Source organism: Klebsiella sp. 2-CIP_Kleb., from assembly GCF_050378715.1.
Classification (GTDB): Bacteria; Pseudomonadota; Gammaproteobacteria; order Enterobacterales; family Enterobacteriaceae; genus Klebsiella; species Klebsiella quasipneumoniae.
In genome coordinates this window covers 1,577,623-1,603,577 of sequence record NZ_JBNRLG010000001.1, presented here as the reverse complement: position 1 = coordinate 1,603,577, position 25,955 = coordinate 1,577,623, and the positions used below count along the sequence as shown (strand labels likewise).

Genomic DNA, 25,955 nt, shown 5'->3' with positions numbered 1-25,955 from the left:
TTTTTTGCATCTGCAGATTAGCGACGGTCGAGGGAGATTGCCCCGGGGCCGGTGATTGCCAGCAGCAGGAAGGCACCGGCGATGCTGACGTTTTTCCAGAAGTTAATCATGTTCGGCAATACCGCATCGCCAGTCATATCCCAGTAGTGATGGCCAATCACCGCCGTGCCCAGGGTGTAGAAAATAAAGATGACCGCCAGCGGGCGGGTGAAAAAGCCTAGCACAATTAAAATCGCGGCAGGCACTTCCATAATGACGGCGATAATCGCCGCCAGGGTCGGCATCGGCGCGCCGGAGGCGGCCATGTATTGCACCGTACCGCTAAAGCCCAGCAGTTTGGGGTAGCCAAAAAGTAGAAACAGAACCACCACGGCGATGCGGGCGATGAGCAGTAGCAGAGAGCGGGATGCGCCAAAATCAAAATAGCGGAGTGTGTTCATAATCAGCTCGTTATGAGAGACGTGTGATTTAAACGTAATACACAAAGTTGCCAGCCGCCATAGCAGGAAAATAATAATGTCGCGCTTCGTTTCATCAGGATTTCGCCGTATCGTTGGTCGCACTTTGATGCCCGGTTATCGGATTTTAGTTAATACAACCGGTGACGGAGTGGGGAGTGCTCCGTGATGCGCGTCACGATTTAAAGACAAATGTACTCAACTTCCATATAGAGAGTGAGACACAGGTTTACTCACGATGGGGTTTATCGCCAGACTATCGCCACCATTCGGGAGGAAATCATGGTCTTGCACTCCACGCGCTGGCTGGCGCTCAGTTATTTCACTTACTTTTTTAGCTACGGTATTTTTCTGCCCTTCTGGAGCGTCTGGCTGGCCGGCAACGGGCTGACCCCGGAAACCATCGGCATTTTGCTTGGCGCCGGTCTGGTGGCCCGTTTTCTCGGCAGCCTGCTGATCGCCCCGCGGGTGAGCGACCCCTCCCGGCTGATCGCCGCGCTGCGCGTGCTGGCGCTGTTAACCTTGCTCTTCGCGCTGGCCTTCTGGGCCGGCAGCCACGTGGCATGGCTGCTGGCGATTATCATCGGCTTCAACCTGTTCTTTTCACCGCTGGTGCCGCTGACGGATGCTCTGGCCAATACCTGGCAAAAGCAGATCACCATGGACTATGGCCGGGTGCGGCTATGGGGCTCCATCGCCTTTGTGATTGGTTCGGCGCTGACCGGTAAGCTGGTGAGCCTGTTCGATTACCGGGCGATCCTGCTGATGCTAAGCCTGGGCGTCGCCTCGATGCTGCTCGGCATGTTGCTTAAGCCGTCGGTGATGCCTCAGGGGGCGTCGCGCCAGCAGCAGGGGGCCGGAATGGCGGCCTGGCTGACGCTGGTGCGCCAAAGCTGGCGCTTTCTCGCCTGCGTTTGTCTGCTGCAGGGGGCGCACGCCGCCTACTATGGCTTTAGCGCCATCTACTGGCAGCAGGCCGGCTATTCTGCCTCGGCGGTCGGTTATCTGTGGTCGTTAGGTGTGGTGGCGGAAGTGGTGATCTTCGCGCTAAGTAAAAAGGTGTTCCGCCGCTTTAGCGCGCGGGATCTGCTGCTGCTCTCTGCCCTGTGCGGGCTGGTTCGCTGGACGCTGATGGGCTGGACCACAGCGCTGCCGGGGCTTATCCTCGCGCAGATCCTTCACTGCGGGACCTTTACGGTGTGTCATCTGGCGGCGATGCGCTATATCGCCGCCCGCCAGGGCAGCGAAGTGATCCGCCTGCAGGCCGTCTACTCCGCGGTGGCGATGGGCGGGAGTATTGCCATCATGACCGTCTTCGCCGGTTTCCTCTATCAGCACCTGCACCAGGGCGTATTCTGGGTGATGGCCCTGCTGACGCTCCCGGCGATGGCTATACGGCCAAAAGCGGTGGCGGCCTAGTCCTCGAGCATCGCGCAGATATGCTGCTGCTGGCGTTCGGTGAAGCAGTTCTCCGCGTGGATCAGCGGCGGTGAAAACAGCGGCAGCGCCGTCGCATAGGGAGTGACGATAAGCGTCACCCCTTTGGGCGCGCCTTCCTTCTGAAAGCGCTCTACGCTCTGGTATTTGATATTCAGCGGCAGCAGCGTCAGTTCGCGCAGCTGCTGCTCCAGGGCCGCTTCCATATCCGGATTATCATCGGTCAGCAGCAGAACCTGCTTCTCATGCAGGTCGCTTTTCTGCATCAGCCAGGCGCCAAAGATCACCGCGATTAAGCTGGTCTCTTCCTCATTAAAACGGACGTGCCAGGCCTCCTCGAATTCGCTCAATGCCGCCTGGGTGGTGCGTAGTAAACGAGGATAGAGCCGGCTCACTTCCTCCGTGAGCGTGCTGTCGATGCCGATGGCAAACACGCTGCGGATCAATGCCTGCGACAAGTGAATATAAAGCTGGTCGCTCAGCCCCTGCTCGTCACTGAACGACCTGCCGGCGAGCATCTGAAAGCGGTGGATCAGGCCGGAAATAGCCAGCCGCAGGCGTCGATCCTGCGGGTGACCATCGCGAAGCGGATCGGGGGTTTTGAGCATCATAAACAGCAGCGAGAGGAAAAAAGGCTCTCCGACATGCGGCGGAGCGCCGACCCGGCGCTGCCAGTGGCGGACAATCTCCTGCGCCAGAGTGAACTCGGCGGCGGTCTGCGCCCAGCGTTGCTGTTCATCATTGAAGTCGGGTGAATAGCCCCGGTGATGCTCAAGCAGGCAGTACTGCAGGTACAGGCGCAGAAACTGGACGTCCCGGCAGTCGAACTGGCGATTGAGCGCTCGCGCGCAACGGTTCACCAGCGCCTGCAGGTTGGTATCATCGTACAAGGTACGGGCGATGCCTTCCTGTTTAAGCTGCGTTTTCAGCGCCGGGGTAAAATGATGGTTAACGAACTGCGGGCACAGGCGCAGCCCCCGCCGCAGCGCATGCAGCAGGCATAAACGTTGGTCGAGCGCGGCGCCTTCAATCCGATAGCTGCCGTCCACCTGTGACCGAAGGGTCAGGCGGTGGTAACGCTGAATTTCGCGTCCGGTCTCCTCGATATCCTGCCGGGCCGTGGTCTCATCAACGAGGTTGATTCTGCCAAGCCGTTCAGTCGTTACCGACTGTCCGGGCAGATAAAACATCAGGAGCACCTGGCTACGGCGCTGTGGACTGGAAAGCGCAGATGGTGGTTCAATGACGGTCATCATCTGGTAAGTTCCAGTTAGGGTTTCCGCTAAGGATAGACAATGACGGCGGCGGGGGCAGGGAAGTGCGCCCGCTTTAGCTCAGGATTGCTGGCGAAGTTCACAGAATTTTTCACGTGAGGAACAGATGAACAGAGTGAAACAATGCACCAGCGCGGCGTTTTTCATGGTTTTATCATGGACAGCCGCTGCGCATCCGCATAGCTTCATCAGTTTGCAGAGCGAGCCGGTGGTCAAAGACGGCCTGCTGAGCGCCTTTAAAATGCGCTGGACAATGGATGAAATAACCTCCTCGGATCTGCTTTACGACGCCGGAAACGCTAAACCGGGCAGCGAAGTATGGAAAAAACTGGCGGCGGAGGTGATGGCCAACGTGCTCGGCCAGCACTATTTCAGCGAGCTGTGGCACAACGGCCAGCGGGTGAAATTTGACAATCGCCCCGACGGCTACGGTCTTGAGCGCGACGGCCTGCAGGCGGTACTGACCTTCACCCTGCCGCTGGCGACGCCGCAACCCGTTGCCGGGCAGACATTTACCTTTTCCACTTTCGATCCGACCTACTATGTCGATATGTTTTATGACAAAGATAGCGATTTTTCCCTGCCCGCCGCGCTGCAGGCCGTCTGTAAGGCAACGGTGATGACGCCAAAACCGAATGACAAAATGCTCTCATACGCCCAGTCGCTGGATAAAGCGGATGCGCCGCCTGAGGATATGGCGCTGGGCAGCTATTTTGCCCAGAAGGTGACGCTGACATGTCAGTAATTTTTACCCCGCGCACGCGCACTTCGCGCTGGAAAGCGCTGTGGCCGCTGGCGCTGCTGCTGGCCGTGAGCGTAACGGGCGGCATCTGGCTGTGGCTGGCCTGGCCGCAGGTGCTGATGCAGAGCGCGGTCTGGCAGCGCGCGCTCAATCTGGAGCTCAGCCGCCTGCTGCAGGCGGTGGCGGAGAACCCGGCTGCGGCGGGGCTGTCGCTGCTTGGATTCAGCTTCGTTTACGGGGTGCTGCATGCCTTAGGGCCCGGCCACGGCAAAATTGTCATTACGACCTGGCTTGCCACCCATCCCTCAAAGCTGAAATCGAGTATTAACCTGACGCTGGCCGCCTCTTTGTTGCAGGGGCTGGTGGCTATCGCGCTGGTGGTGGTGGTGCTGGCGCTACTGCAGCTGCCAGCGCGCCAGCTGCATCTCAGCAGTTTCTGGCTGGAGAAGGGCAGCTATTTGCTGGTGGGCGCGTTAGGTCTGCTGCTCTGCTGGCGGGCGCTGAAAAAGCTGCGTCTGCTGCTGAGCCGGCCAACGTTTACCGCGTTCACCCCGCATCATGTTCATAACGAACACTGCGGCTGCGGGCATCAGCATTTCCCGGCCCCGGAGCAGCTGCAGGCCGGCGACGACTGGCGGGCTCGCACCGTGATTGTCCTGTCGATGGGCATGCGTCCCTGCTCGGGGGCGATCATGGTCCTGCTGTTCAGCAAAGTGATCGGGGTGTTCAGCTGGGGGATGGCGGCGGCGCTGGCGATGGCGGCAGGGACCTCATTGACTATCACGGCGCTGGCGCTGCTGGTGCACAGTTTTCGCCAGCTGGCGGTGAAGCTGGGTCAGCATCAGGCACCGCCGCTGTGGCGCCAGGTAGGCTGGCTGACGCTGGCGCTGGCCGGCGGCGTCATTTTGCTCGCGGCGGCAGGCGTGATGTGGTTCAGCGCCGTCCCGGCCGGCGGCGGGATCCGTCCGTTTTAGCCAGGCGTCGGGCGCAAATCCGAAAGTGGGCGCCGGCGCTTGCCGCTGACGCGGCGATGCTCTAGTTTTCCGCTTTTCGGCGGATGACAAGGAGTCGCTATGGCCGCAAATATCGTTTCTCCCGCGCAGAACGGGCGGTTCTATTATGGCTGCGCCGGCGCCGCCGGGCTGCTGGCGGGCCTGGCGATCGTCTTCTGGTTTCCAGCCCTGGCCAGCTGGTGGCCGTCCGATCTGGTGCGCGTCTACCACGCCATGCCGTATGTTATGCGATTCGGGGTGACGAGTGTCGCGGATATCCCGCTGGTGGCCTACGCCACCCTGACGCTGTCAGGCTTCGTGCTGGCCTTTTGCCATCCCGGACACAGTAAACTGCCCATCGTCGCCTGGGCTGTGCATAACCAACCCTCGCCGCGGGAGATGGTCGACTGGATCCTGCGCAGCTGGGCGTTGCAGTTGGGTTTTCTGGTGATCATTTTCTGGCGTTTCGCGTTTATGAGTAAGCTAAGCAGCGACAGGCTAATGCAGATTGCGGGCATCTGTAACGACGTTTGCTATCTGGCCACGCTGGTGCTGGCAGCAATACTGCTGCGCGACGGCTGGCGCGGCGTTAAAGGCGTTGCCGCACCGGCAGGCAATATTCGCATTCCGCTGATCGTTGCCCTGAGTTTTTATCTGCCGTTTCAGCTGGTATGGATTTTACTCAGTGCGCAGCAGTATGAGCTGCCGCTGTGGGGATGGCTGCTGCTGGTTCCGGCGATGGTGGGCGTGCTGCTCGCTCGCCTGGCGACGGTAGGAATAGCGCTGTGTTTCCGGTGCTGGCTGGGGCCGCAGGGCTGCCTGCGCTGGCGCGGACCGCTGGCTTTATTTAGCGGCCTGACGGTGCTCTGTATTGGCGGTAATGCGGTGATTCGCCAGATCCTGAGGATGCTGTCATGACATAAAAAAAGGAAGCCGCGGCTTCCTTTTTGACATCAGTAAGAGATTAACGCTTCAGCGCATCGCTCAGCTGCTCGCGCATGTTCGCCAGCATCGCTTTTACCACGCGCGGGTTACCGGCAACGATGTTGCCCGTCAGCATATAGTTATGACCGCCGGTGAAGTCGCACACGATAGCGCCTGCTTCACGAGCGATCAGCTCGCCTGCGGCGAAATCCCATGGTTTCAGGGCGATTTCAAAGTAACCGTCAACGCGGCCGGCGGCAACGTAGGCCAGATCCAGTGCGGCGGAGCCGGTACGGCGGAAATCGGCGCATTCGGTGAACATGTTGCCGAGAATATTCATGTAAGTGGTGGCGTGCTGCTTCGCCTTGAACGGGAAGCCGGTCGCGATGATGGTGCCGTCGAGGTCGCGAGCGTTGCTGCCGCGCAGACGGTAGCCGTTCAGCTGCGCGCCCTGGCCGCGGGTCGCGGTGAACAGTTCGTTACGCATCGGATCGTAAACCACCGCGACTTCAGTACGGCCTTTGATGCGTACGGCGATGGAAACAGAGAAGTGCGGCAGACGTTTAACGAAGTTGGTGGTGCCATCCAGTGGATCGATAACCCATTGAACATCCTGCTCTTCACCAGCGTGTTCACCGCTTTCTTCGGTGATAATGGTGTGCTGCGGGTAAGATTTGCGAATGGTTTCGATAATAATCGCTTCGGCGGCTTTATCGACGTTGGTCACAAAATCATTGCTGCCTTTCTGGCTGGTTTCTACGGTGTCTGGCGTTTCGTAGTGTTTGGCAATTAAATTACCCGCCTTGCGCGCGGCGCGCACGGCGATGTTCAGCATCGGATGCATCGGTCTCTCTCACTGGATGTTAAAGAACGGGAAAAAACGGCGCATATAATAACAGCGAAATCTGCTTATGTCTCCGTTTTATGGTAGCATGCCCGAATAATCTTTAGCCGAAGAACCATAATGCTGCAAAATATTCGAATCGTACTGGTAGAAACTTCCCACACCGGCAATATGGGCTCCGTTGCCCGCGCGATGAAAACCATGGGCTTAACCAACCTGTGGCTGGTCAATCCGCTGGTGAAGCCTGATTCCCAGGCCATTGCTCTGGCTGCGGGCGCCAGCGACGTCATTGGCAACGCGCAGATCGTCGATACCCTTGATGAAGCGCTGGCGGGCTGTAGCCTGGTGGTTGGCACCAGCGCGCGCTCCCGCACGCTGCCGTGGCCGATGCTCGACCCGCGCGAATGCGGTCTGAAAAGCATCGCCGAAGGCCAGCATGCGCCGGTGGCGCTGGTGTTTGGCCGCGAGCGCGTTGGCCTGACTAACGATGAACTGCAGAAGTGTCACTACCATGTGGCCATCGCCGCCAACCCGGAGTACAGCTCGCTGAACCTGGCGATGGCGGTGCAGGTTATCGCCTATGAAGTGCGGATGGCCTGGCTGGCGGCGCAGGAGCAAGCGCAGCCGGCGGTTGAACATGAAGAGGCGCCGTACCCGCTGGTGGACGATCTCGAGCGATTCTACGACCATCTTGAGCAGACGCTGCTGGCGACGGGCTTTATCCGCCCGAATCATCCGGGGCAGGTGATGAACAAGCTGCGTCGTCTGTTCACCCGCGCACGTCCGGAAAGCCAGGAGCTGAACATCCTGCGCGGCATGCTGGCGTCTATTGAGCAGCAGAATAAAGGTAAGTAAGAGCGTTAACGCCGGATGGCGCTTCGCTTATCCGGCCTACGAATCTACATCTCTGTTGTAGCCCGGGCGAGGCCTTTGGCCGACCCCGGGAGCGGCTCGAAATTAATAACGGCACGGAAAGCCAAATACCTGACTAAAACAGTCAAGTAAATAGTTGACCAAATTACTCGGGAATGTCAGACTTGGCCCTGCTATGCAATACCCATATTAATAAAAAGCCCGGCCAGGGGCGAGTTTGAGGTTAAGTAAGACATGAGACTGACATCTAAAGGGCGTTATGCCGTGACCGCGATGCTTGACGTTGCGCTCAACTCTGAAACGGGCCCGGTGCCGTTGGCAGATATTTCAGAGCGTCAGGGAATTTCGCTTTCCTATCTGGAACAGCTGTTCTCTCGCCTGCGTAAAAATGGCCTGGTTTCCAGCGTTCGTGGCCCAGGCGGTGGTTATCTGTTAGGTAAAGATGCCGGCAGTATCGCCGTCGGCGAAGTCATCAGCGCCGTGGACGAATCCGTTGATGCCACCCGTTGCCAGGGCAAGGGCGGCTGTCAGGGCGGCGATAAATGCCTGACTCACGCGCTGTGGCGCGATCTGAGCGAGCGCCTGACCGGCTTCCTGAACAATATCACCCTCGGAGAACTGGTGAATAACCAGGAGATCCTCGATGTTTCCGGTCGTCAGCATCAGCACGAAACCCAGCGCAATGCGCGCACCCAGGACGCGATCGACGTTAAACTGCGCGCCTGAGTGACCCGTCCCGTTTCGGGCTGCGGCTGACAGGGCGAGGCAGCGCGAAACGGCGGGACAACGATTATAAAGAGCTTTCAGAATCAGGCCGGGATGCTCCGACATTCCGTGTACTCGGTCGTACATCAAGCCGGTTGCCTGATTCCTTGCATTGAGTGATGTACGGAGTTTAAGAGCAATGAAATTACCGATTTACCTCGATTACTCCGCAACCACGCCGGTGGACCCGCGTGTTGCCGAGAAAATGATGCAGTTCCTGACCATGGACGGGACCTTTGGTAACCCGGCCTCTCGTTCCCACCGTTTTGGCTGGCAGGCTGAAGAGGCGGTTGATATCGCCCGCAATCAGATTGCCGAGCTGGTCGGTGCCGACCCGCGCGAAATCGTCTTTACCTCTGGTGCGACTGAATCCGACAACCTGGCGATCAAGGGTGCTGCCAACTTTTATCAGAAAAAAGGCAAGCACATCATCACCAGCAAAACCGAGCATAAAGCGGTTCTGGATACCTGCCGTCAGCTGGAGCGCGAAGGCTTCGAAGTGACCTACCTGGCGCCGCAGAGCAACGGGATTATCGATCTGAAAGAGCTGGAAGCGGCGATGCGTGACGATACCATCCTGGTTTCCATCATGCATGTGAATAACGAAATCGGCGTGGTGCAGGATATCGCTACCATCGGCGAGATGTGTCGCGCCCGCGGTATCATTTACCACGTAGACGCCACCCAGAGCGTGGGCAAGCTGCCTATCGATCTCAGCCAGCTGAAAGTGGACCTGATGTCCTTCTCCGGTCACAAAATCTACGGTCCGAAAGGCATCGGCGCGCTGTACGTGCGTCGTAAGCCGCGCATTCGTATCGAAGCGCAAATCCACGGCGGCGGCCACGAGCGCGGTATGCGTTCCGGTACTCTGCCTGTTCACCAGATCGTCGGCATGGGTGAAGCTTACCGTATCGCCAAAGAAGAGATGGAAAGCGAGATGGCGCGTCTGCGCACGCTGCGCAACCGTCTGTGGAACGGCGTGAAGGATATGGAAGAAGTGTACCTCAACGGCGACCTTGAGCAGGGCGCGCCGAACATTCTTAACGTCAGCTTCAACTATGTTGAAGGCGAGTCGCTGATTATGGCGCTGAAAGACCTGGCGGTTTCCTCCGGTTCAGCCTGTACTTCCGCGAGCCTTGAGCCATCCTACGTGCTGCGCGCGTTAGGCATGACTGATGAACTGGCGCACAGTTCTATTCGTTTCTCTTTAGGTCGTTTCACTACCGAAGAAGAGATTGACTACGCCATCAACCTGATTCGTAAATCCATTGGCCGTCTGCGCGAGCTTTCTCCACTGTGGGAAATGTTCAAACAGGGCGTGGATCTGAACAGTATTGAATGGTCACATCACTAATTCGGCACCAATAAGGAGAATTCATCATGGCATACAGCGAAAAAGTTATCGATCATTACGAGAACCCGCGCAACGTCGGCTCTTTTGACAACAGCGACGAGAACGTCGGCAGCGGCATGGTCGGCGCGCCGGCCTGCGGCGACGTGATGAAGTTGCAGATTAAAGTCAACAATGAAGGTATCATTGAAGACGCGCGCTTCAAGACCTACGGCTGTGGTTCTGCTATCGCTTCCAGCTCCCTGGTCACCGAGTGGGTGAAGGGTAAATCCCTGGACGAAGCGCAGGCGATCAAGAACACCGATATCGCCGATGAACTGGAACTGCCGCCGGTGAAAATTCACTGCTCTATTCTGGCGGAAGACGCGATTAAAGCCGCGATTGCGGATTACAAAAGCAAACGTGAAGCAAAATAATTAGTTGAGGTTTTGTTATGTCGATTACTCTTAGCGACAGTGCAGCAGCGCGAGTCAATGCCTTCCTGGCAAACCGCGGAAAAGGGTTTGGCCTGCGCCTGGGCGTGAGAACCTCCGGCTGCTCAGGTATGGCCTATGTACTGGAGTTTGTTGACGAGCCGGCGGCTGAAGACACCGTGTTTGAAGACAAAGGCGTGAAGGTCGTGATCGACGGCAAAAGTCTGCAATTCCTCGACGGCACGCAGCTGGACTTCGTCAAAGAAGGCCTTAACGAAGGGTTTAAGTTCACCAACCCGAACGTCAAAGATGAGTGCGGCTGCGGCGAAAGCTTTAACGTATAATCGGTACACCCCAACCCCACCGCGGTCACGCCGCGCGTGGGGTTTTCGTTTAGATGCATGACCCTGAGGTTACTATGGACTATTTCACCCTCTTCGGGTTACCAGCCAGCTATACCCTCTCGCTTGAACAACTGGCTGTCCGGTATCAGGATCTGCAGCGCCAGTACCATCCGGATAAATTTGCCAGCGCGCCCGCTGCGGAGCAGCTTGCGGCGGTTCAGTATTCCGCCACCATTAACCAGGCCTGGCAGACGCTGCGCCATCCCCTGACCCGCGCAGAATACCTCCTCTCGCTGCATGGCTTCGATCTGGCCAGCGAGCAGCATACCGTTCGCGATACCGCGTTCCTGATGGAACAGCTGGAACTGCGCGAAGAGTTGGATGAGATCGGCCAGGCGAAAGACGAAGCGCGGCTGGAAAGCTTTATCAAACGAGTGAAAGCGCTGTTTGATACCCGCCATCAGCTGATGGTTGACCAATTGCATAATGAGAGCTGGGAGGCGGCGGCGGACACGGTGCGTAAGCTCCGTTTCCTCGATAAACTGCGCAGCAGTGCTGAAGAACTCGAAGAAAAACTGCTCGATTTTTAATTTTCGGAAGCAATTATGGCCTTATTACAAATTAGTGAGCCCGGCCTGAGCGCCGCGCCGCACCAGCGTCGTCTGGCGGCCGGTATCGACCTGGGCACCACCAATTCTCTGGTGGCTACCGTGCGTAGCGGCCAGGCCGAGACTCTGCCCGATCATCAAGGCCGCTATCTGCTGCCGTCGGTGGTGAACTACCACGCATCGGGGCTGACCGTCGGCTATGACGCCCGGCTGAACGCCGCCCAGGATCCCGCCAACACCATCAGCTCCGTGAAACGGATGATGGGGCGCTCCCTCGCCGATATCCAACATCGCTATCCGCATCTGCCGTATCAGCTGCAGGCCAGTGAAAACGGCCTGCCGATGATCCAGACCGCCGGCGGCCTGCTGAACCCGATTCGCGTCTCCGCCGATATTCTGAAAGCGCTGGCTGCCCGGGCCACTGAAGCGCTGGCCGGCGAGCTCGACGGCGTGGTGATCACCGTTCCCGCTTATTTTGATGACGCCCAGCGTCAGGGGACCAAAGACGCGGCGCGTCTGGCGGGTCTGCACGTGCTGCGCCTGCTTAATGAACCGACCGCGGCGGCTATCGCCTATGGCCTTGATTCCGGCCAGGAAGGGGTGATTGCGGTCTACGATCTCGGCGGCGGCACCTTCGATATCTCTATTCTGCGCTTAAGCCGCGGGGTGTTTGAAGTGCTGGCTACCGGCGGCGATTCCGCTCTCGGCGGCGATGACTTCGATCATCTGCTGGCGGACTACCTGCGCGAGCAGGCAGGCTTCAGCGACCGTAGCGACAACCGCCTGCAGCGTGAGCTGCTGGATGCCGCCATCGCGGCGAAAATTGCCCTTAGCGATGCCGAGGTGGCGCACGTTGAGGTCGGCGGCTGGCAGGGCGATATCACTCGCAGCCAGTTTAACGATCTGATCGCCCCGCTGGTAAAACGCACGTTAATGGCCTGCCGCCGGGCGTTGAAAGACGCTGGCGTTGAGGCGCAAGAGGTGCTGGAAGTGGTGATGGTCGGCGGTTCGACCCGCGTGCCGCTGGTGCGCGAGCGCGTAGGCGAATTCTTCGGCCGCACTCCGCTGACCGCCATTGACCCGGACAAAGTCGTCGCCATTGGCGCGGCGATCCAGGCCGATATTCTGGTCGGCAACAAGCCGGACAGCGAACTGCTGCTGCTCGACGTTATCCCGCTGTCGTTAGGGCTGGAAACCATGGGCGGTCTGGTGGAGAAAGTGATCCCGCGTAATACCACCATTCCGGTGGCCCGCGCCCAGGAGTTCACCACCTTCAAAGATGGCCAGACGGCGATGTCCATTCATGTGATGCAGGGCGAGCGTGAGCTGGTGCAGGATTGCCGTTCGCTGGCGCGCTTTGCGCTGCGCGGTATCCCGGCGCTGCCGGCGGGCGGGGCGCATATTCGCGTCACCTTCCAGGTGGATGCCGATGGCCTGCTGAGCGTCACGGCGATGGAAAAATCGACCGGCGTGGAAGCCTCTATTCAGGTGAAACCGTCTTACGGTCTGACCGATGGCGAAATCGCCACCATGATTAAAGATTCGATGAGCTACGCCGAACAGGATATTCAGGCGCGCATGCTGGCTGAACAGAAAGTAGAAGCCGCACGCGTCCTGGAAAGCCTGACAAGCGCGCTGGCCGCCGACGCCGCGCTGTTAAGCGCCGCGGAGCGTCAGGCTATCGATGCTGCTGCGGAGCAGGTACGCGCCGCCGCGGCAGGCGACGACGCCGACGCCATTAAAGAAGCGATTAAAAATATCGACACACAAACCCAGGAATTCGCCGCCCGCCGTATGGATCAGTCGGTCCGTATCGCGCTGAAAGGCCAATCCGTGGACGAGGTTTAAAATGCCAAAAATTGTATTTCTGCCCCACCAGGACCTGTGTCCGGATGGCATCGTTGTGGAAGCTGAGACCGGTGAGACTATTCTGGATGCGGCGCTGCGTAGCGGCATCGAGATTGAACACGCTTGCGAAAAATCCTGTGCCTGCACCACCTGCCACTGCATCGTGCGTGAAGGCTTTGACTCGCTGGCGGAAAGTACCGAAGATGAAGACGATATGCTGGATAAAGCCTGGGGACTGGAGCCTGACAGCCGCCTGAGCTGCCAGGCGCGCGTCACCGACGAAGATCTGGTCGTTGAGATCCCGCGTTACACCATCAACCACGCACGCGAGCACTAATATGGCACTGAAATGGACCGACAGTCGTGAAATCGGCGAAGCGCTGTATGACGCTTACCCTGACCTCGACCCAAAAACCGTTCGCTTTACCGACATGCATCAGTGGATTTGCGATCTGGAAGAGTTTGATGATGATCCGAACGCATCCAATGAAAAAATTCTCGAGGCGATTCTGTTAGTCTGGTTAGACGAAGCCGAATAATTTTCGCGTCATGATTTATGCGGCGGTATAAAGTCGGATGAATCATCGAGCGAGAGAACGTTACGGGCTGCCATACGGTGGCCCGTTTGCTAAGAAGGATAATGATAATGACCGAAGCCATGAAGATTACGCTTTCCACTCAGCCAGCCGATGCGCGCTGGGGAGAGAAGGCGTCTTACAGCATTAATAATGATGGCATTGCCCTGCATCTCAACGGTAAAGACGACCTGGGCTTGATTCAGCGCGCGGCGCGTAAAATTGACGGCATGGGCATCAAGCATGTCGCGTTAAGCGGCAAAGGCTGGAACACCGACCGCGCGTGGGCGTTCTGGGCGGGCTATAAAGGCCCGAAAGGCACCCGAAAAGTTGAATGGCCGACCCTGGACGATGTGCAGAAAAGCGAGCTGGATAACCGTCTGACCATTATTGACTGGGTGCGCGACACCATCAATGCGCCGGCGGAAGAGCTGGGCCCGGAACAGCTGGCGCAGCGCGCCGTCGACCTGCTGTGCAGCGTGGCGGGCGAAAAGATGAGCTATCGCATCACCAAAGGCGAAGATCTGCGTGAGCAGGGCTATCTCGGCCTGCACACCGTCGGCCGCGGCTCCGAGCGTCCGCCGGTTCTGCTGGCGCTGGACTATAACCCGACCGGCGATAAAGAAGCCCCGGTATACGCCTGTCTGGTAGGTAAAGGCATCACCTTTGATTCCGGCGGCTACAGCATCAAACAGAGCGCCTTTATGGATTCAATGAAGTCTGATATGGGCGGCGCGGCGACTGTCACCGGCGCTCTGGCTTTCGCCATTACCCGCGGGCTGAATAAGCGCGTGAAGCTCTATCTGTGCTGCGCCGACAACCTGATCAGCGGCAACGCTTTCAAACTGGGCGATATTATTCATTATCGCAACGGCAAAACCGTCGAAGTGATGAACACCGACGCCGAAGGTCGTCTGGTGCTGGCGGATGGCCTGATTGACGCTTCGGCGCAGAAGCCTGAGCTGATCGTCGATGCCGCCACCCTGACCGGCGCGGCGAAAACCGCCCTCGGCAACGACTACCACGCGCTGTTCAGCTTTGACGATGCGCTGGCGAATCGCCTGCTGGCGAGCGCCCAGGCGGAAAATGAAGCGTTCTGGCGTCTGCCGCTGGCCGAATTCCACCGTAATCAGCTGCCGTCTAACTTCGCGGAACTGAACAATACCGGCAGCGCCGCCTATCCGGCCGGCGCCAGCACCGCGGCGGGCTTCCTGTCCCACTTCGTGGAAAACTACCACCAGGGCTGGCTGCATATCGACTGTTCGGCAACCTACCGCAAATCGGCCGTTGAGCAGTGGTCGGCGGGCGCGACGGGGCTTGGCGTACGTACTATCGCCAATCTGCTGACGGCTGAGTAATGGCCTTGCCGGGTAGCGCTACGCTTACCCGGCCTGGAAAATCCGCAGGCCCGTGCGGACGTCGCGCCGCCGGGCGATTTTTGAAGTAGCCAAACTATGTCCGAAACCAAAAACGAATTAGAAACCCTGCTGGAAAAAGCGGCTACCGAGCCCGCTCATCGTCCGGCATTTTTCAGCGCGCTGCTTGAGGCCACCGTCTGGGTACCGGGCAGCGCAGCCGATGGCGAGCAGATTGTCGAAGATAGCGCGCTGGATCTGCAGCACTGGGAAAAAGATGACGGCACGTCGGTCATTCCGTTCTTCACTTCGCTGGAGGCTCTGCAGCAGGCGGTGGAAGACGAACAGGCTTTCGTGATGATGCCGGCCCGCACGCTGATGGCGATGACTCTCGGCGAATCGCTGTTCCTCAACCCGAAGCTGCCGAGCGGTAAAGAATTCACCCCGCGGGAAATCAGCCATCTGCTCGGGGAAGAGGGCAGCCCGCTCAGCACCCAGACGGTGCTGGAGGGGGGCGAAGCGCTGCTGCTGTCTGAAGTCGCCGAGCCGCCGGCGCAGATGGTGGATTCGCTGACCACGCTGTTCAAAACGCTGAAAACCGTCAAGCGGGCGTTCCTGTGCTCGATCAAAGAGCACGCCGACGCGCCTGCTAATCTGCTTATCGGCATTGAAGCGGAAGGGGATATCGAGTCCATTATTCAGACCACCGGCAGCGTGGCCACCGATACCCTGCCCGGCGATGAGCCGATCGATATTTGCCAGGTGGTAGACGGCGAGAAGGGCATCAGCCACTTTATGATTGCCCATATCACGCCGTTCTATGAAAAGCGCTGGGGCAGCTTCCTGCGCGATTTCAAACAAAACCGCATTATCTGACAGCGGGGGCGCCAGCCCCCGGTTTCGCTATACTTTCAGCTCGATGCCAAAGCGGGTTGGTAAAGATTAATGCAGGGCGGCAACGATTCGCGGATAGGCTGACACCATGTGATAGAGCAGAAATCCCGCCACGCACAGCGTGACGATGCCGTTGAAGAGCGCCATATCCCCGCGCCAGGCCCGGCACCTTTCCTCTCCCAGCAGATAGCGTAGCGCTGCTACCAGCCCGGCGACCAGCATAAACGCCAGTAACACCCCCACCATCTGCGCGCTGACAATATACCAGCCCAGCGGCGTATTCACGCCCCGGGCGCTCATCAGCGCGATCTGCGCCGGCAAAATCGTCTGGAACCCGAGGGTGAGGAGCATCAGAAGGCGCAGATCCGCCAGCTGAGCATCGAATGTGCGGGCCAGACGTCGGGCGTCACGCAGCAGCAGCCCTCCTGATGTCACCGCCGCGGCAACGCTGATGTGCTGGAGAATAAAAATATATAACGCCAGGGTCCCGGATCCGACCCGGGACAAAAAGAACAGATTGCAAAAGACCATGACCAGCAGGCCAAATTTCGTCACCCAGGCACGGAGTACCTCGCCGGGCCAGCGGCGGCTTGACGCCGGATTGTGCATCATCCATGCGGCAAGCGTCGATTTACCATAACCGGGCGCGAGCAGCACCATCAGAAAACCCAGCAGCGCCTGATGACCATAGGTGATCAGCGGGACGTCTGCCAAAGTGACGCCGAGAAAGCGGGTATAGACGGAAACGGGCGCAGGAACCAGGCTTAACCATGTTCGGTTCCATTGCGGCCAAAAATAGAGGATCGCGCCGCCGACCAGCAGGCCAGCGATGCCTCCCAGCCAGGGAAGGCGCGGGGAATAAGCAAAATGTGGGTTGGAGACTAATGCCATTTTCACTCCTTGTGGTGACATTAGGTTAGGGATTAAGCGCTCCCTCCTGGAGCTGGCCCCGACGGCGCCCGTTAAGCGCGCTTTCGGCGGGAGATGGTGAATTAGTCAGGGCAACCTTCGAGCCTGGCGTAAAGATCCTCATGAAGATATTCCAGCTCCAGCAAGGCGCCATCGCGTGCCTGGTTGAGGGCTTGCTGATGCTGCCATTCGTCGTGGCTCTCCTCTCCACCGGCAAAAATCTCCTGCAGATATTCAATCAGTGACGATTCTGCCAGCCAAAGGTCATTCTCTTTACCCTCGAAGCGGACGACAGGATATTCACCCTGTTCATCACGCTCGGTGACATAGATAAATACCTGCTGATCCCCGGGATGGCAGAGGCGAATCAGGGCAGGAAGACGCGGATCGTCGTTCCAGACGGGCATCAGCTCTTCAATATCCAGCCCGATCATATCAAGGCCATTCATATAATAAGCATCTTCATCCAGCGAGTCGGAAAGCAGGACGCCATGTTCATCAATGGCGTCCAGAACCGATTCCAGCACCCGTTGACCGTGGGGGCTTGTCAGCTGGCAATCGTAAGCCAGCAGCGCTTTCAAACTTTCCGGAAGCGCCACGGTTTCGCTATTTTGCGGATCGCGGTATTTCCGTACTCGCAGGCGATCCACTTCCTCTACGGGCATCGGTTTTGGGGTGGGATTGCGGTTGTGCTTGTGTACGACATCCATGAGATCCGGTAATGAAAAAGCCATCATTCAATTTCCTTATATAGTGGGCGGCAGTAAAGCGAACCCGGCAGGCGCAAGCCCTGCGGCAGCACAGAGTAACCGGTTTAGCGGCTGGCAGGAGAAAGAGGCGGGGAAAATCAGAAATTATTTAGTGGCCGCGGAACGGGGGCCCGCGGCCATGCGGCGTTTACTGAGCGGCAGGAGCCGGTTCAATCGGCAGATCGCTGCGCGCCCCCCATTCGCTCCATGAGCCGTCGTACAGGCAGACGCCGTTCACGCCAAGCGTGGTGAGCGCCAGCACCACCACCGCCGCCGTCACGCCGGAGCCGCAGCTGGCGATAATGGGCCGGTCAAAATCGACGCCCTGACGCAAAAAGATGTCGTTCAGCTCGTCGACGGTCTTCAGCTCGCCGTTAATCACCAGATCCGTCCACGGCACGTTAAGCGCGCCGGGGATATGCCCGCGCCGCAGGCCCGGGCGCGGTTCGTCAGCCTGGCCGTTAAACCGGGCCGCCGGACGCGCATCGACAATCTGCGCCGACCCTTCATGGCTGACCAGCAGCACGTCGGTCAGGCGCTTAATTTGCTGAGGATCGAAGCGCACGTCGAATTCCCCTTCGTCCACCTCCGGCACCCCTTGTTCCAGCGGCAGTTCGTCGCGGCGCCAGCCCTCCAGTCCACCGGCCAGAATCGACACCTTCTCCACGCCAAAGGCGCGCAGCATCCACCAGGCGCGAGGCGCGGAAAACAGATTGCCTTCGTCATAAACCACGAGGTGCTTATCGCTGCAAACGCCCAGTTCGCGCATGGCGACGGCAAACGCCTCGGCGCGCGGCATCATATGCGGCAGCGGGCTGGTGTGATCGGACAGCGCCTCGATATCGAAAAACAGCGCGTTCGGCACATGGCCGGCGCGGTACTCCGCGGCCATATCGCGCAGGGCCTCCTGTCCGGCGGGCGCCATGCGGGCGTCGATAATCTGGATCTCCGGGTCATCAATATGTTCCGCCAGCCAGTCGGCGGCGACAAAAAACGAGGTGGACATAGGTGCCTCCGTTTTACTATTCATGACTGAATTGTCGGCGTTTTATCGGGTGCTGACAAGTTAAGGACGCCAGAGTGGGGACGACGTCACGGCACTTTTCTGATTAATCGGCAGAAACCCGCGTCATCACTGTTGAGAAGCGCCGCCTTAACGCATAATAAAAAGTGATAATTTGCATCAGGCCCACCGGCCGAGGGGTTAGAAGGATGAAACCATTTCGTTTAGCGGCGCTGTCACTGGCGCTCCTTACCGCATTTTCATTAACCGGGTGTGATGACAGCGGTGCACCGCAGGCTACGGCCCCGACGCCGGCCGCCGATAGCGGCCCTGGCGCGGCGGCAAAACCGGACAGCGCCCAGCTGGCGGCGCTGGCGGAAAAAAGTCAGGGCAAAGCGCTGACGCTGCTCGACGCCTCGGAGGTGCAGCTGGATGGCGCCGCGACCCTGGTGCTAACCTTTTCCGTGCCGCTGCAGCCGGACCAGGATTTCTCCCGCAGCGTACACCTGGTGGATAAGAAGAGCGGTAAGGTAGATGGCGCCTGGGAGCTGGCGCCGAACCTCAAAGAGCTGCGTCTGCGTCACCTGGAGCCAAAGCGCGAGCTGATTGTCTCGGTCGACCCGACGCTGGTCGCCCTGAACAAGGCGACGCTCGATAAACCATTCGAGAAGACTCTGACCACCCGTGATATCGCGCCAAGCGTTGGGTTTGCCAGCCGCGGCTCGCTGCTGCCGGGCAACGTGATCGCCGGGCTGCCGGTGATGGCGCTGAACGTCGATAACGTCGACGTGAACTTCTTCCGCATTAAGCCGGAATCGCTCTCGGCCTTCGTCAGTCAGTGGGAATACCGCAATTCATTAAGCAACTGGGAATCCGACGAGCTGCTGAAGATGGCCGATCTGGTATACAGCGGCCGCTTTGACCTCAATCCGGCGCGCAATACCCGCGAAAAGCTGCTGCTGCCGCTGAGCGACATCAAGCCGCTCCAGCAGCCTGGCGTCTACGTGGCGGTCATGAACCCGGCGGGTCATTATAGCTACAGCAACGCGGCGACGCTGTTTACCCTTAGCGACATCGGCGTGTCGGCGCATCGTTACCACAACCGGCTGGACGTCTTTACCCAGAGCCTGGAAAACGGCGCCGCCCAGTCTGGTATCGACGTCCAGCTGCTCAACGCCAAAGGGCAGACCCTGGCGCAGGCGAAAAGCGATAGCCAGGGCCACGTCACCCTGCAAACCGATAAAGAAGCCGCGCTGCTGCTGGCGCGCAAAGAGGGGCAGACCACGCTCCTTGACCTCAAACTGCCGGCGTTGGATCTGGCGGAGTTCTCCATTGCCGGCGCGCCTGGCTTCAGTAAACAGTTCTTTATGTTTGGCCCACGGGATCTCTATCGTCCGGGCGAAACGGTGATCCTCAATGCGCTGTTGCGCGATAGCGACGGCAAGCCGCTGGCGGAACAGCCGGTGAAGCTGGAGGTGGTCCAGCCGGATGGCCAGGTGATCCGCTCGGTGATGAGCAAGCCGGTTAACGGCCTGTACCAGTTTACTTATCCGCTCGACAGCGGCGCGGCCACCGGCATGTGGCACATTCGCGCCAGCACCGGCGACAATCAGCCCCGCGAATGGGATTTCCACGTCGAAGACTTCATGCCGGAACGCATGGCGCTGAAGCTGACGCCGCAGGCGGCGCCTGTCACGCCGAATGCCGATGTCGCCTTTGGCGTCAGCGGCGCTTATCTCTACGGCGCGCCGGCCAGCGGCAACCAGCTGCAGGGCAAACTGTTCCTGCGCCCGCTGCGCGACGCCGTCGCCGCTCTGCCGGGCTTCCAGTTCGGCGATATCGCGGAAGAGAATCTCTCCCGCAGCCTTGATGAAGTCCAGCTGACGCTGGATGAAAACGGCCATGGTGAAGTGACCACCTCAAGCCAGTGGCAGGATAGCCATTCGCCGCTGCAGGTGGTGTTGCAGGCGAGCCTGCTGGAGTCCGGCGGACGTCCGGTCACCCGTACGGTTATGCAGCCGATCTGGCCTGCCGAGGCGCTGCCGGGGATCCGCCCGCAATTTACCCTGAAGGACGTTTACGACTACCGCACTGACACCACGGTGAAGCAGCCGGTGGTGGATGAAAACAGCAACGCCGCGTTTGATATCGTCTATGCCGACGCCAAAGGCGAGAAAAAAGCCGTTTCCGGCCTGCAGGTACGGCTGATCCGCGAGCGCCGCGATTATTACTGGAACTGGTCCGACAGCGAAGGCTGGCAGTCGCAGTTCGATCAAAAAGATCTGCAGGAGGGCGAGGAGTCGCTGGATTTGCAGGCCGGCCAGATCGGTAAAGTGAGCTTTCCGGTAGAGTGGGGCTCCTATCGCCTGGAGGTGAAAGGACCGGACGATGTCGTCAGCAGCGTGCGCTTCTGGGCGGGCTACAGCTGGCAGGATAACAGCGAAGGCACCGGCGCAGCGCGTCCGGACCGGGTCACCATGAAGCTGGATAAACCGAGCTATAAGCCGGGTGACACCATCAGGCTGCACATTGCTGCTCCGGCGGCGGGTAAAGGCTACGCGATGGTGGAATCCAGCGAAGGGCCGCTGTGGTGGCAGGAGATTGACGTACCTGCCGAGGGGATGGACCTGTCGATCCCGGTGGATAAAGCCTGGAATCGCCACGACCTCTACCTCAGCACGCTGGTGGTTCGTCCTGGCGATAAATCCCGCTCGGCGACGCCGAAACGCGCGGTGGGCCTGCTGCATCTGCCGCTGGGCGATGAAAACCGTCGCCTGACGCTGGCGCTGGAGGCCCCGGATAAAATGCGCCCCAACCAGCCGCTGACGGTGAAAGTGAAAGCCAGCGTCAAAGAGGGCGAGGCGCCGAAACAGGTGAACGTTCTGCTCTCGGCGGTCGATAGCGGGGTGCTGAATATTACCGATTACGCCACCCCGGATCCGTGGAACGCCTTCTTTGGCCAGAAACGTTATGGGGCGGATATCTATGATATTTACGGCCAGGTCATTGAAGGACAGGGACGTGTGGCCAGCCTGCGCTTCGGCGGCGATGGCGACGAGTTAAAACGTGGCGGTAAACCGCCGGTTAATCATGTGACCATCATCGCCCAACAAGCGCAGCCGGTGGTGCTGAACGATCAGGGCGAAGGGACGGTGACGCTACCGATCGGTGATTTTAACGGCGAACTGCGGGTGATGGCTCAGGCCTGGACGGCGAATGACTTTGGCAGCAGCGAAGATAAAGTGGTGGTGGCCGCCCCGGTCATCGCCGAGCTGAACACTCCGCGCTTCCTCGCCAGCGGCGACACTACGCGTCTGGCGCTGGATCTCAGCAACCTGACCGATAAACCGCAAACCCTGCAGGTGCATCTTGCCGCCAGCGGGCTGGTGTCCTTGACCGAGGGTCAACTGCCGCCGGTGCAGCTGGCGCCGGGGGCACGCAGCACGCTGTTTGTGCCGGTGAGCGCGCTGGCGGGCTTCGGCGATGGCCAGGTGAACGCCACGATCAGCGGCCTGAGCCTGCCGGGGGAAACCTTCGCCCCGCTGCAGAAACAGTGGAAAATCGGCGTTCGTCCGGCGTTCCCGGCGCAGACCGTCAACAGCGGCGCCGTGCTGCAGCCCGGCGAAAGCTGGCAGGCGCCAGCGGCACAATCGGCAGGTTTCGCCCCGCAGACGCTGCAGGGCCAGCTGCTGCTCAGCGGCAAGCCGCCGCTGAATCTCGCGCGTTATATCCGCGATCTGAAAGCCTATCCTTACGGCTGCCTTGAGCAGACCGCCAGCGGTCTGTTCCCGTCCCTGTATACCAGCGCGGCGCAGCTAAAGGCGCTGGGCATCAGCGGCGATAGCGACGAAAAACGCCGCGCGGCAATTGATGTCGGCATCTCGCGCCTGCTGCAGATGCAGCTGGAAAACGGCGGCTTTGCGCTATGGGATAAAGAGGGGCCGGAAGAGTACTGGCTGACCGCTTACGCCATGGATTTCCTCGTTCGCGCCGGCGAGCAGGGTTACAGCGTGCCGGTCAACGCTATCAATAAAGGCAATGAACGCCTGCTGCGCTACCTGCAGGAGCCGGGGCTGATGACCGTACGCTACAGCGACGACGCCCAGGCCAGCCGCTTTGCCGCTCAGGCCTATGCCGCGCTGGTGCTGGCGCGTCAGCAAAAAGCCCCCCTCGGCGCCTTGCGTGAAATCTGGAGCCGTCACGACCAGGCGCGATCCGGCTTGCCGCTGTTGCAGCTCGGCATCGCGCTGAAAACCATGGGCGATGCGCCGCGCGGCGACGCCGCGCTGAAGCTGGCGGTTGCCACCCCGCGTCAGGATGAGAAACGCTGGCTGGGCGATTACGGTAGCCCGCTTCGCGATGACGCCCTGAAGCTGGCGCTGCTGGAAGAGAATAAGCTGCTGCCGGAGGTGCAAAATCAGCTTTTGAGCACGCTGTCGGAAGAGGCCTATGGCCAGCGCTGGCTGTCGACCCAGGAAACCAACGCCCTGTTCCTTGCCGGACGGACGCTGGCCGACCTGCCGGGCAGCTGGCAGGCGCAAACCTCGCTGCAGGCAGAGCCGCTGACCGGCGACAAAGCGCAAACCCGCAACCTCGACGGCGATCGGCTGGCGGCACTGCAGGTGAGCAACACCGGCAGCCAGCCGCTGTGGCTGCGCCTCGACAGCAGCGGCTATCCGCAAAGCGCGCCGCAGCCGGGCGGTAACGTCCTGGGGATTGAACGAACTATTTTCGATACCCAGGGACAGCAGAAATCGCTGTCATCACTGCGCAGCGGCGAACTGGTACTCGTCAAGCTGGAGGTGACCGCCAAACGCAACGTGCCTGACGCGCTGGTGGTTGATCTGTTGCCAGCCGGTCTGGAGCTGGAAAACCAGAATTTGGCCAACAGCAGCGCCAGCCTGCAGGAGAATGGCGAAGCGGTGCAAAACCTGCTTAACCAGATGCAGCAGGCGGATATTCAGCATATCGAGTTCCGCGATGACCGCTTCGTCGCCGCAGTCGCGGTCAATGAAGGTCAGCCGGTGACGCTGGTCTATCTGGCGCGAGCAGTGACGCCGGGCACTTATCAGGTCCCGCAGCCGCAGGTGGAATCGATGTATGTGCCGCAGTGGCGGGCGACCGGAGCGGCCAGCGGCCCGCTCACCGTGACGCCGTAAATGCGCGTATTGCCTCGGGTAAAACGCTGCTGGCGCGGGCTGGCGGCGTTTATCTTTCTGCTGTGGCTGGCGGTGCTGGCGGCCGATCGCCTGTGGCCGCTGCCGCTGCGGGACGTTACGCCCGCCCGCGTGGTGGTGGCGGAAGACGGGACGCCGCTGTGGCGGTTTGCCGACGCGCAGGGCGTCTGGCGTTATCCGGTCACTCTCGCCGACGTGTCGCCGCGTTATCTTCAGGCGCTCATCCAGTATGAAGACCGCTGGTTCTGGCGCCATCCGGGGGTCAATCCCTTCGCTGTAGTGCGCGCCGCCTGGCAGGATCTTACCTCCGGGCGGGTCATTTCCGGCGGCAGCACGCTTACCATGCAGGTGGCGCGCCTGCTCGATCCCCACCCCCGCACTTTCGGCGGCAAGCTGCGCCAGCTATGGCGTGCGCTGCAGCTGGAGTGGCATCTGTCAAAAAGCGACATTCTGACCCTCTATTTGAACCGCGCGCCGTTTGGCGGCACCCTGCAGGGTATCGGCGCGGCCAGCTGGGCCTATCTCGGGAAGCCGCCTGCCAGGCTTAGCTACGGCGAGGCGGCGCTGCTGGCAGTGCTGCCCCAGGCGCCCAGCCGTTTACGTCCGGACCGCTGGCCGCAGCGGGCCCAGGCGGCGCGCGATAAAGTGCTTGCGCGTATGGTCAGTCAGGGCGTCTGGCCGGAGCAGGCGGTAAAGGAGGCGATGGAGGAGCCGGTGTGGCTGTTTCCGCGCCAGATGCCGCAGCTGGCGCCGCTCTTCGCCCGTCGGGCGCTGGCGAGCAGTGGTGATGAAAAGGTGGTGACGACCCTCGATGCCGGACTCCAGCGGCAGCTTGAGGATCTGGCGCTGAACTGGAAATCGCGCCTGCCGCCGCGCAGTTCGCTGGCGATGGTCGTGGTCGATCACACGGATATGAAAGTCCGCGGCTGGGTGGGTTCGGCGGATATTACGGACGACAGCCGCTTTGGCCACATTGATATGGCGTCGGCGGTCCGTTCGCCGGGGTCGGTGTTGAAACCCTTCATTTATGCGCTGGCGATGGATGAGGGGCTGATTCATCCGTCGTCGTTATTGCAGGATGTGCCGCGGCGCTTTAGCGATTATCGCCCCGGTAACTTTGACAGCGGCTTTCACGGCCCGGTGAGCGCCAGCGAGGCGCTGGTGCGCTCCCTGAATCTACCGGCGGTCCAGGTGCTTGAAGCCTACGGGCCCAAACGTTTCGCGGCGAATTTGCGCAATGCCGGGTTGCCCCTGATGCTGCCCGCCGGCGCCGAGCCAAATCTGTCGTTGATCCTCGGCGGCGCCGGGGCGAGGCTGGAAGATATCGTCGCGGCATACAGCGCCTTTGCCCGCCACGGGAAGGCGGCGCGGCTGCGCATGAAGCCCGGAGACCCGCTGGTGGAAAGGGCGCTGCTATCCCCGGGGGCGGCGTGGATCGTCCGGCGCATCCTGGCCGGCGAAGCGCAACCGGTTCCCGATGCCTCACTCCCGCAAGTGGCGCCGCTGGCCTGGAAGACCGGCACCAGCTACGGGTATCGCGATGCATGGGCGGTGGGTCTCAATGCGCGTTATCTGATAGGCATCTGGACCGGGCGTCCGGACGGTACGCCGGTGGTGGGGCAGTTTGGTTTCGCCAGCGCGGTGCCGTTGCTCAATCAGGTCAATAATCTGCTGCTCGCCCGCCCGGCGATGAGCCGCGGCGGCCTGCCGGTCGATCCGCGCCCGGCTACGGTCAGCCGCGGGACGCTCTGCTGGCCCGGCGGCCAGGCGCTGCCGGCGGGCGACAGCAACTGCCGTCGTCGCCTGGCCAGCTGGCTGCTGGAAGACATCCAGCCACCGACCCTGCTGCTGCCGGGGCAGGAGGGCGTGCGCGGGATCCGCTTCCCGGTGTGGCGTAATGAACACGGCGAACGGGTGGCGGCGGATTGTCCCGGGGCGCGCGAAACGGTGGTTGAGGTTTGGCCGCTGCCGCTGGAGCCCTGGCTACCGCCGGGTGAGCGTCGCGCCGCGCGTCTGGGGCCGGCATCAAGGGCATGTCCGCCGCTGCAAACTCAGGATGTCGCACCGCTGGTGCTCTCCGGGGTCCGCGAGGGGGCGGTGATTAAACGTCTGCCGGGCGAGGCGCGGGTGATGTTGCCCCTGCAAACCAGCGGTGGGGAAGGGCGGCGCTGGTGGTTTATCAACGGCCAGCCGATAGATGCCGCCGGCGCGAGAACCACGCTAACCCTGGATAAGCCCGGCGAGTGGCAGCTGGTGGTGATGGATGAGGCAGGGCAAACGGCGGCCGCGCGTTTCACCCTGCAATAACCAGGGTAAATTTGTTGTTGGCGGTTTGTGTTTTCAATACTCATCTTATTTTAACAAAATGTTACCTTCATCCGTAGGCAGGGGCGGGGATGCTCATTATAATGCGCGCCAGG

At 60.2% G+C, this 25,955-nt stretch carries 23 protein-coding genes; 17 read left to right on the top strand and 6 right to left on the bottom strand.

Features of this window, described 5'->3' with window-relative positions; all coding sequences use genetic code 11:
* Positions 1-17: 17 nt before the first annotated feature.
* Complete coding sequence (locus tag ACQUTP_RS07750) at positions 18-440, bottom strand: DoxX family protein (RefSeq protein WP_004201855.1); 423 nt, start codon at positions 438-440, stop codon at positions 18-20.
* A gap of 300 nt (positions 441-740) precedes the next feature.
* Here ACQUTP_RS07750 and ACQUTP_RS07745 point away from each other — a divergent pair, with 300 nt between their 5' ends.
* Entirely contained in the window at positions 741-1,877 is a 1,137-nt protein-coding gene (locus ACQUTP_RS07745) for a 3-phenylpropionate MFS transporter (protein ID WP_109882555.1), read from the top strand.
* On the opposite strand, the gene csiE is transcribed toward ACQUTP_RS07745, so the two are convergent.
* Complete coding sequence (csiE, locus tag ACQUTP_RS07740) at positions 1,874-3,151, bottom strand: stationary phase inducible protein CsiE (RefSeq protein WP_017900424.1); 1,278 nt, start codon at positions 3,149-3,151, stop codon at positions 1,874-1,876. The genes ACQUTP_RS07745 and csiE overlap by 4 nt on opposite strands.
* 124 nt (positions 3,152-3,275) lie before the next feature.
* Between csiE and ACQUTP_RS07735 the strand changes: the two genes are divergently transcribed.
* The 3 genes from ACQUTP_RS07735 (at position 3,276) to ACQUTP_RS07725 (ending at position 5,821) form a co-directional block, all read left to right on the top strand.
* Positions 3,276-3,914 (top strand): DUF1007 family protein, encoded by a 639-nt coding sequence (locus tag ACQUTP_RS07735; protein WP_004201860.1) that lies wholly within the window; start codon positions 3,276-3,278, stop codon positions 3,912-3,914.
* Entirely contained in the window at positions 3,905-4,885 is a 981-nt protein-coding gene (locus ACQUTP_RS07730) for a nickel/cobalt transporter (RefSeq protein ID WP_109882554.1), read from the top strand. Before ACQUTP_RS07735 ends, ACQUTP_RS07730 begins: the two co-directional genes overlap by 10 nt.
* Before the next feature lie 99 nt (positions 4,886-4,984).
* Positions 4,985-5,821: a hypothetical protein gene (locus ACQUTP_RS07725; protein WP_108450913.1), complete on the top strand. Its 837-nt coding sequence runs from the start codon at positions 4,985-4,987 to the stop codon at positions 5,819-5,821.
* Positions 5,822-5,867: 46 nt separating this feature from the next.
* Here the strand turns inward: ACQUTP_RS07725 and suhB are convergent, their stop codons facing one another.
* Positions 5,868-6,671, bottom strand: coding sequence for an inositol-1-monophosphatase (suhB, locus tag ACQUTP_RS07720; protein ID WP_002913995.1), 804 nt, complete (start codon positions 6,669-6,671; stop codon positions 5,868-5,870).
* Between the two features lie 120 nt (positions 6,672-6,791).
* On the opposite strand from suhB, the gene trmJ reads away from it, so the two are divergent.
* The 11 genes from trmJ (at position 6,792) to sseB (ending at position 15,679) form a co-directional block, all read left to right on the top strand.
* On the top strand, positions 6,792-7,526 hold the full coding sequence (trmJ, locus tag ACQUTP_RS07715) for a tRNA (cytosine(32)/uridine(32)-2'-O)-methyltransferase TrmJ (RefSeq protein ID WP_017900427.1): 735 nt from the start codon (positions 6,792-6,794) through the stop codon (positions 7,524-7,526).
* Positions 7,527-7,778: 252 nt separating this feature from the next.
* Positions 7,779-8,270: a Fe-S cluster assembly transcriptional regulator IscR gene (gene iscR / locus ACQUTP_RS07710; RefSeq protein ID WP_002913993.1), complete on the top strand. Its 492-nt coding sequence runs from the start codon at positions 7,779-7,781 to the stop codon at positions 8,268-8,270.
* A gap of 178 nt (positions 8,271-8,448) precedes the next feature.
* Positions 8,449-9,663 carry a cysteine desulfurase gene (iscS, locus tag ACQUTP_RS07705; protein ID WP_017900428.1) on the top strand — a complete coding sequence of 405 codons (1,215 nt, stop codon included), beginning with the start codon at positions 8,449-8,451 and terminating at the stop codon, positions 9,661-9,663.
* 26 nt (positions 9,664-9,689) lie between these two features.
* Positions 9,690-10,076, top strand: a complete 387-nt coding sequence (gene iscU / locus ACQUTP_RS07700; RefSeq protein ID WP_002913991.1) for a Fe-S cluster assembly scaffold IscU — start codon at positions 9,690-9,692, stop codon at positions 10,074-10,076.
* A 17-nt stretch (positions 10,077-10,093) separates the two neighbouring features.
* A complete protein-coding gene (iscA, locus tag ACQUTP_RS07695; RefSeq protein ID WP_002913979.1) occupies positions 10,094-10,417 on the top strand; it encodes an iron-sulfur cluster assembly protein IscA in 324 nt (107 codons plus the stop codon).
* Between the two features lie 74 nt (positions 10,418-10,491).
* Positions 10,492-11,007 carry a co-chaperone HscB gene (gene hscB, locus ACQUTP_RS07690; protein WP_004201868.1) on the top strand — a complete coding sequence of 172 codons (516 nt, stop codon included), beginning with the start codon at positions 10,492-10,494 and terminating at the stop codon, positions 11,005-11,007.
* 15 nt (positions 11,008-11,022) lie between these two features.
* Positions 11,023-12,873: a Fe-S protein assembly chaperone HscA gene (hscA, locus tag ACQUTP_RS07685; RefSeq protein WP_004201870.1), complete on the top strand. Its 1,851-nt coding sequence runs from the start codon at positions 11,023-11,025 to the stop codon at positions 12,871-12,873.
* Between the two features lies 1 nt (position 12,874).
* On the top strand, positions 12,875-13,210 hold the full coding sequence (gene fdx, locus ACQUTP_RS07680) for an ISC system 2Fe-2S type ferredoxin (protein WP_004201872.1): 336 nt from the start codon (positions 12,875-12,877) through the stop codon (positions 13,208-13,210).
* Between the two features lies 1 nt (position 13,211).
* Positions 13,212-13,412, top strand: a complete 201-nt coding sequence (gene iscX / locus ACQUTP_RS07675; RefSeq protein ID WP_002913954.1) for a Fe-S cluster assembly protein IscX — start codon at positions 13,212-13,214, stop codon at positions 13,410-13,412.
* A gap of 107 nt (positions 13,413-13,519) precedes the next feature.
* Positions 13,520-14,806 carry an aminopeptidase PepB gene (gene pepB / locus ACQUTP_RS07670; protein WP_428902365.1) on the top strand — a complete coding sequence of 429 codons (1,287 nt, stop codon included), beginning with the start codon at positions 13,520-13,522 and terminating at the stop codon, positions 14,804-14,806.
* 96 nt (positions 14,807-14,902) lie between these two features.
* Positions 14,903-15,679 carry an enhanced serine sensitivity protein SseB gene (sseB, locus tag ACQUTP_RS07665; protein ID WP_004201877.1) on the top strand — a complete coding sequence of 259 codons (777 nt, stop codon included), beginning with the start codon at positions 14,903-14,905 and terminating at the stop codon, positions 15,677-15,679.
* 66 nt (positions 15,680-15,745) lie between these two features.
* On the opposite strand, the gene ACQUTP_RS07660 is transcribed toward sseB, so the two are convergent.
* From ACQUTP_RS07660 to sseA, 3 genes are all read right to left on the bottom strand, one after another.
* A complete protein-coding gene (locus tag ACQUTP_RS07660; RefSeq protein WP_109882553.1) occupies positions 15,746-16,588 on the bottom strand; it encodes a hypothetical protein in 843 nt (280 codons plus the stop codon).
* Positions 16,589-16,689: 101 nt separating this feature from the next.
* The gene (locus ACQUTP_RS07655; RefSeq protein ID WP_043520429.1) at positions 16,690-17,340 is read right to left on the bottom strand and encodes a DUF5066 family protein; all 651 of its coding nucleotides are present in this window, start codon (positions 17,338-17,340) and stop codon (positions 16,690-16,692) included.
* A 163-nt stretch (positions 17,341-17,503) separates the two neighbouring features.
* The gene (gene sseA, locus ACQUTP_RS07650) at positions 17,504-18,361 is read right to left on the bottom strand and encodes a 3-mercaptopyruvate sulfurtransferase (protein ID WP_043520136.1); all 858 of its coding nucleotides are present in this window, start codon (positions 18,359-18,361) and stop codon (positions 17,504-17,506) included.
* A 206-nt stretch (positions 18,362-18,567) separates the two neighbouring features.
* Between sseA and ACQUTP_RS07645 the strand changes: the two genes are divergently transcribed.
* Both ACQUTP_RS07645 and pbpC read left to right on the top strand, forming a co-directional pair.
* Complete coding sequence (locus ACQUTP_RS07645; RefSeq protein ID WP_109882552.1) at positions 18,568-23,517, top strand: alpha-2-macroglobulin family protein; 4,950 nt, start codon at positions 18,568-18,570, stop codon at positions 23,515-23,517.
* A complete protein-coding gene (pbpC, locus tag ACQUTP_RS07640; RefSeq protein ID WP_109882551.1) occupies positions 23,518-25,842 on the top strand; it encodes a peptidoglycan glycosyltransferase PbpC in 2,325 nt (774 codons plus the stop codon).
* Positions 25,843-25,955: the final 113 nt, after the last annotated feature.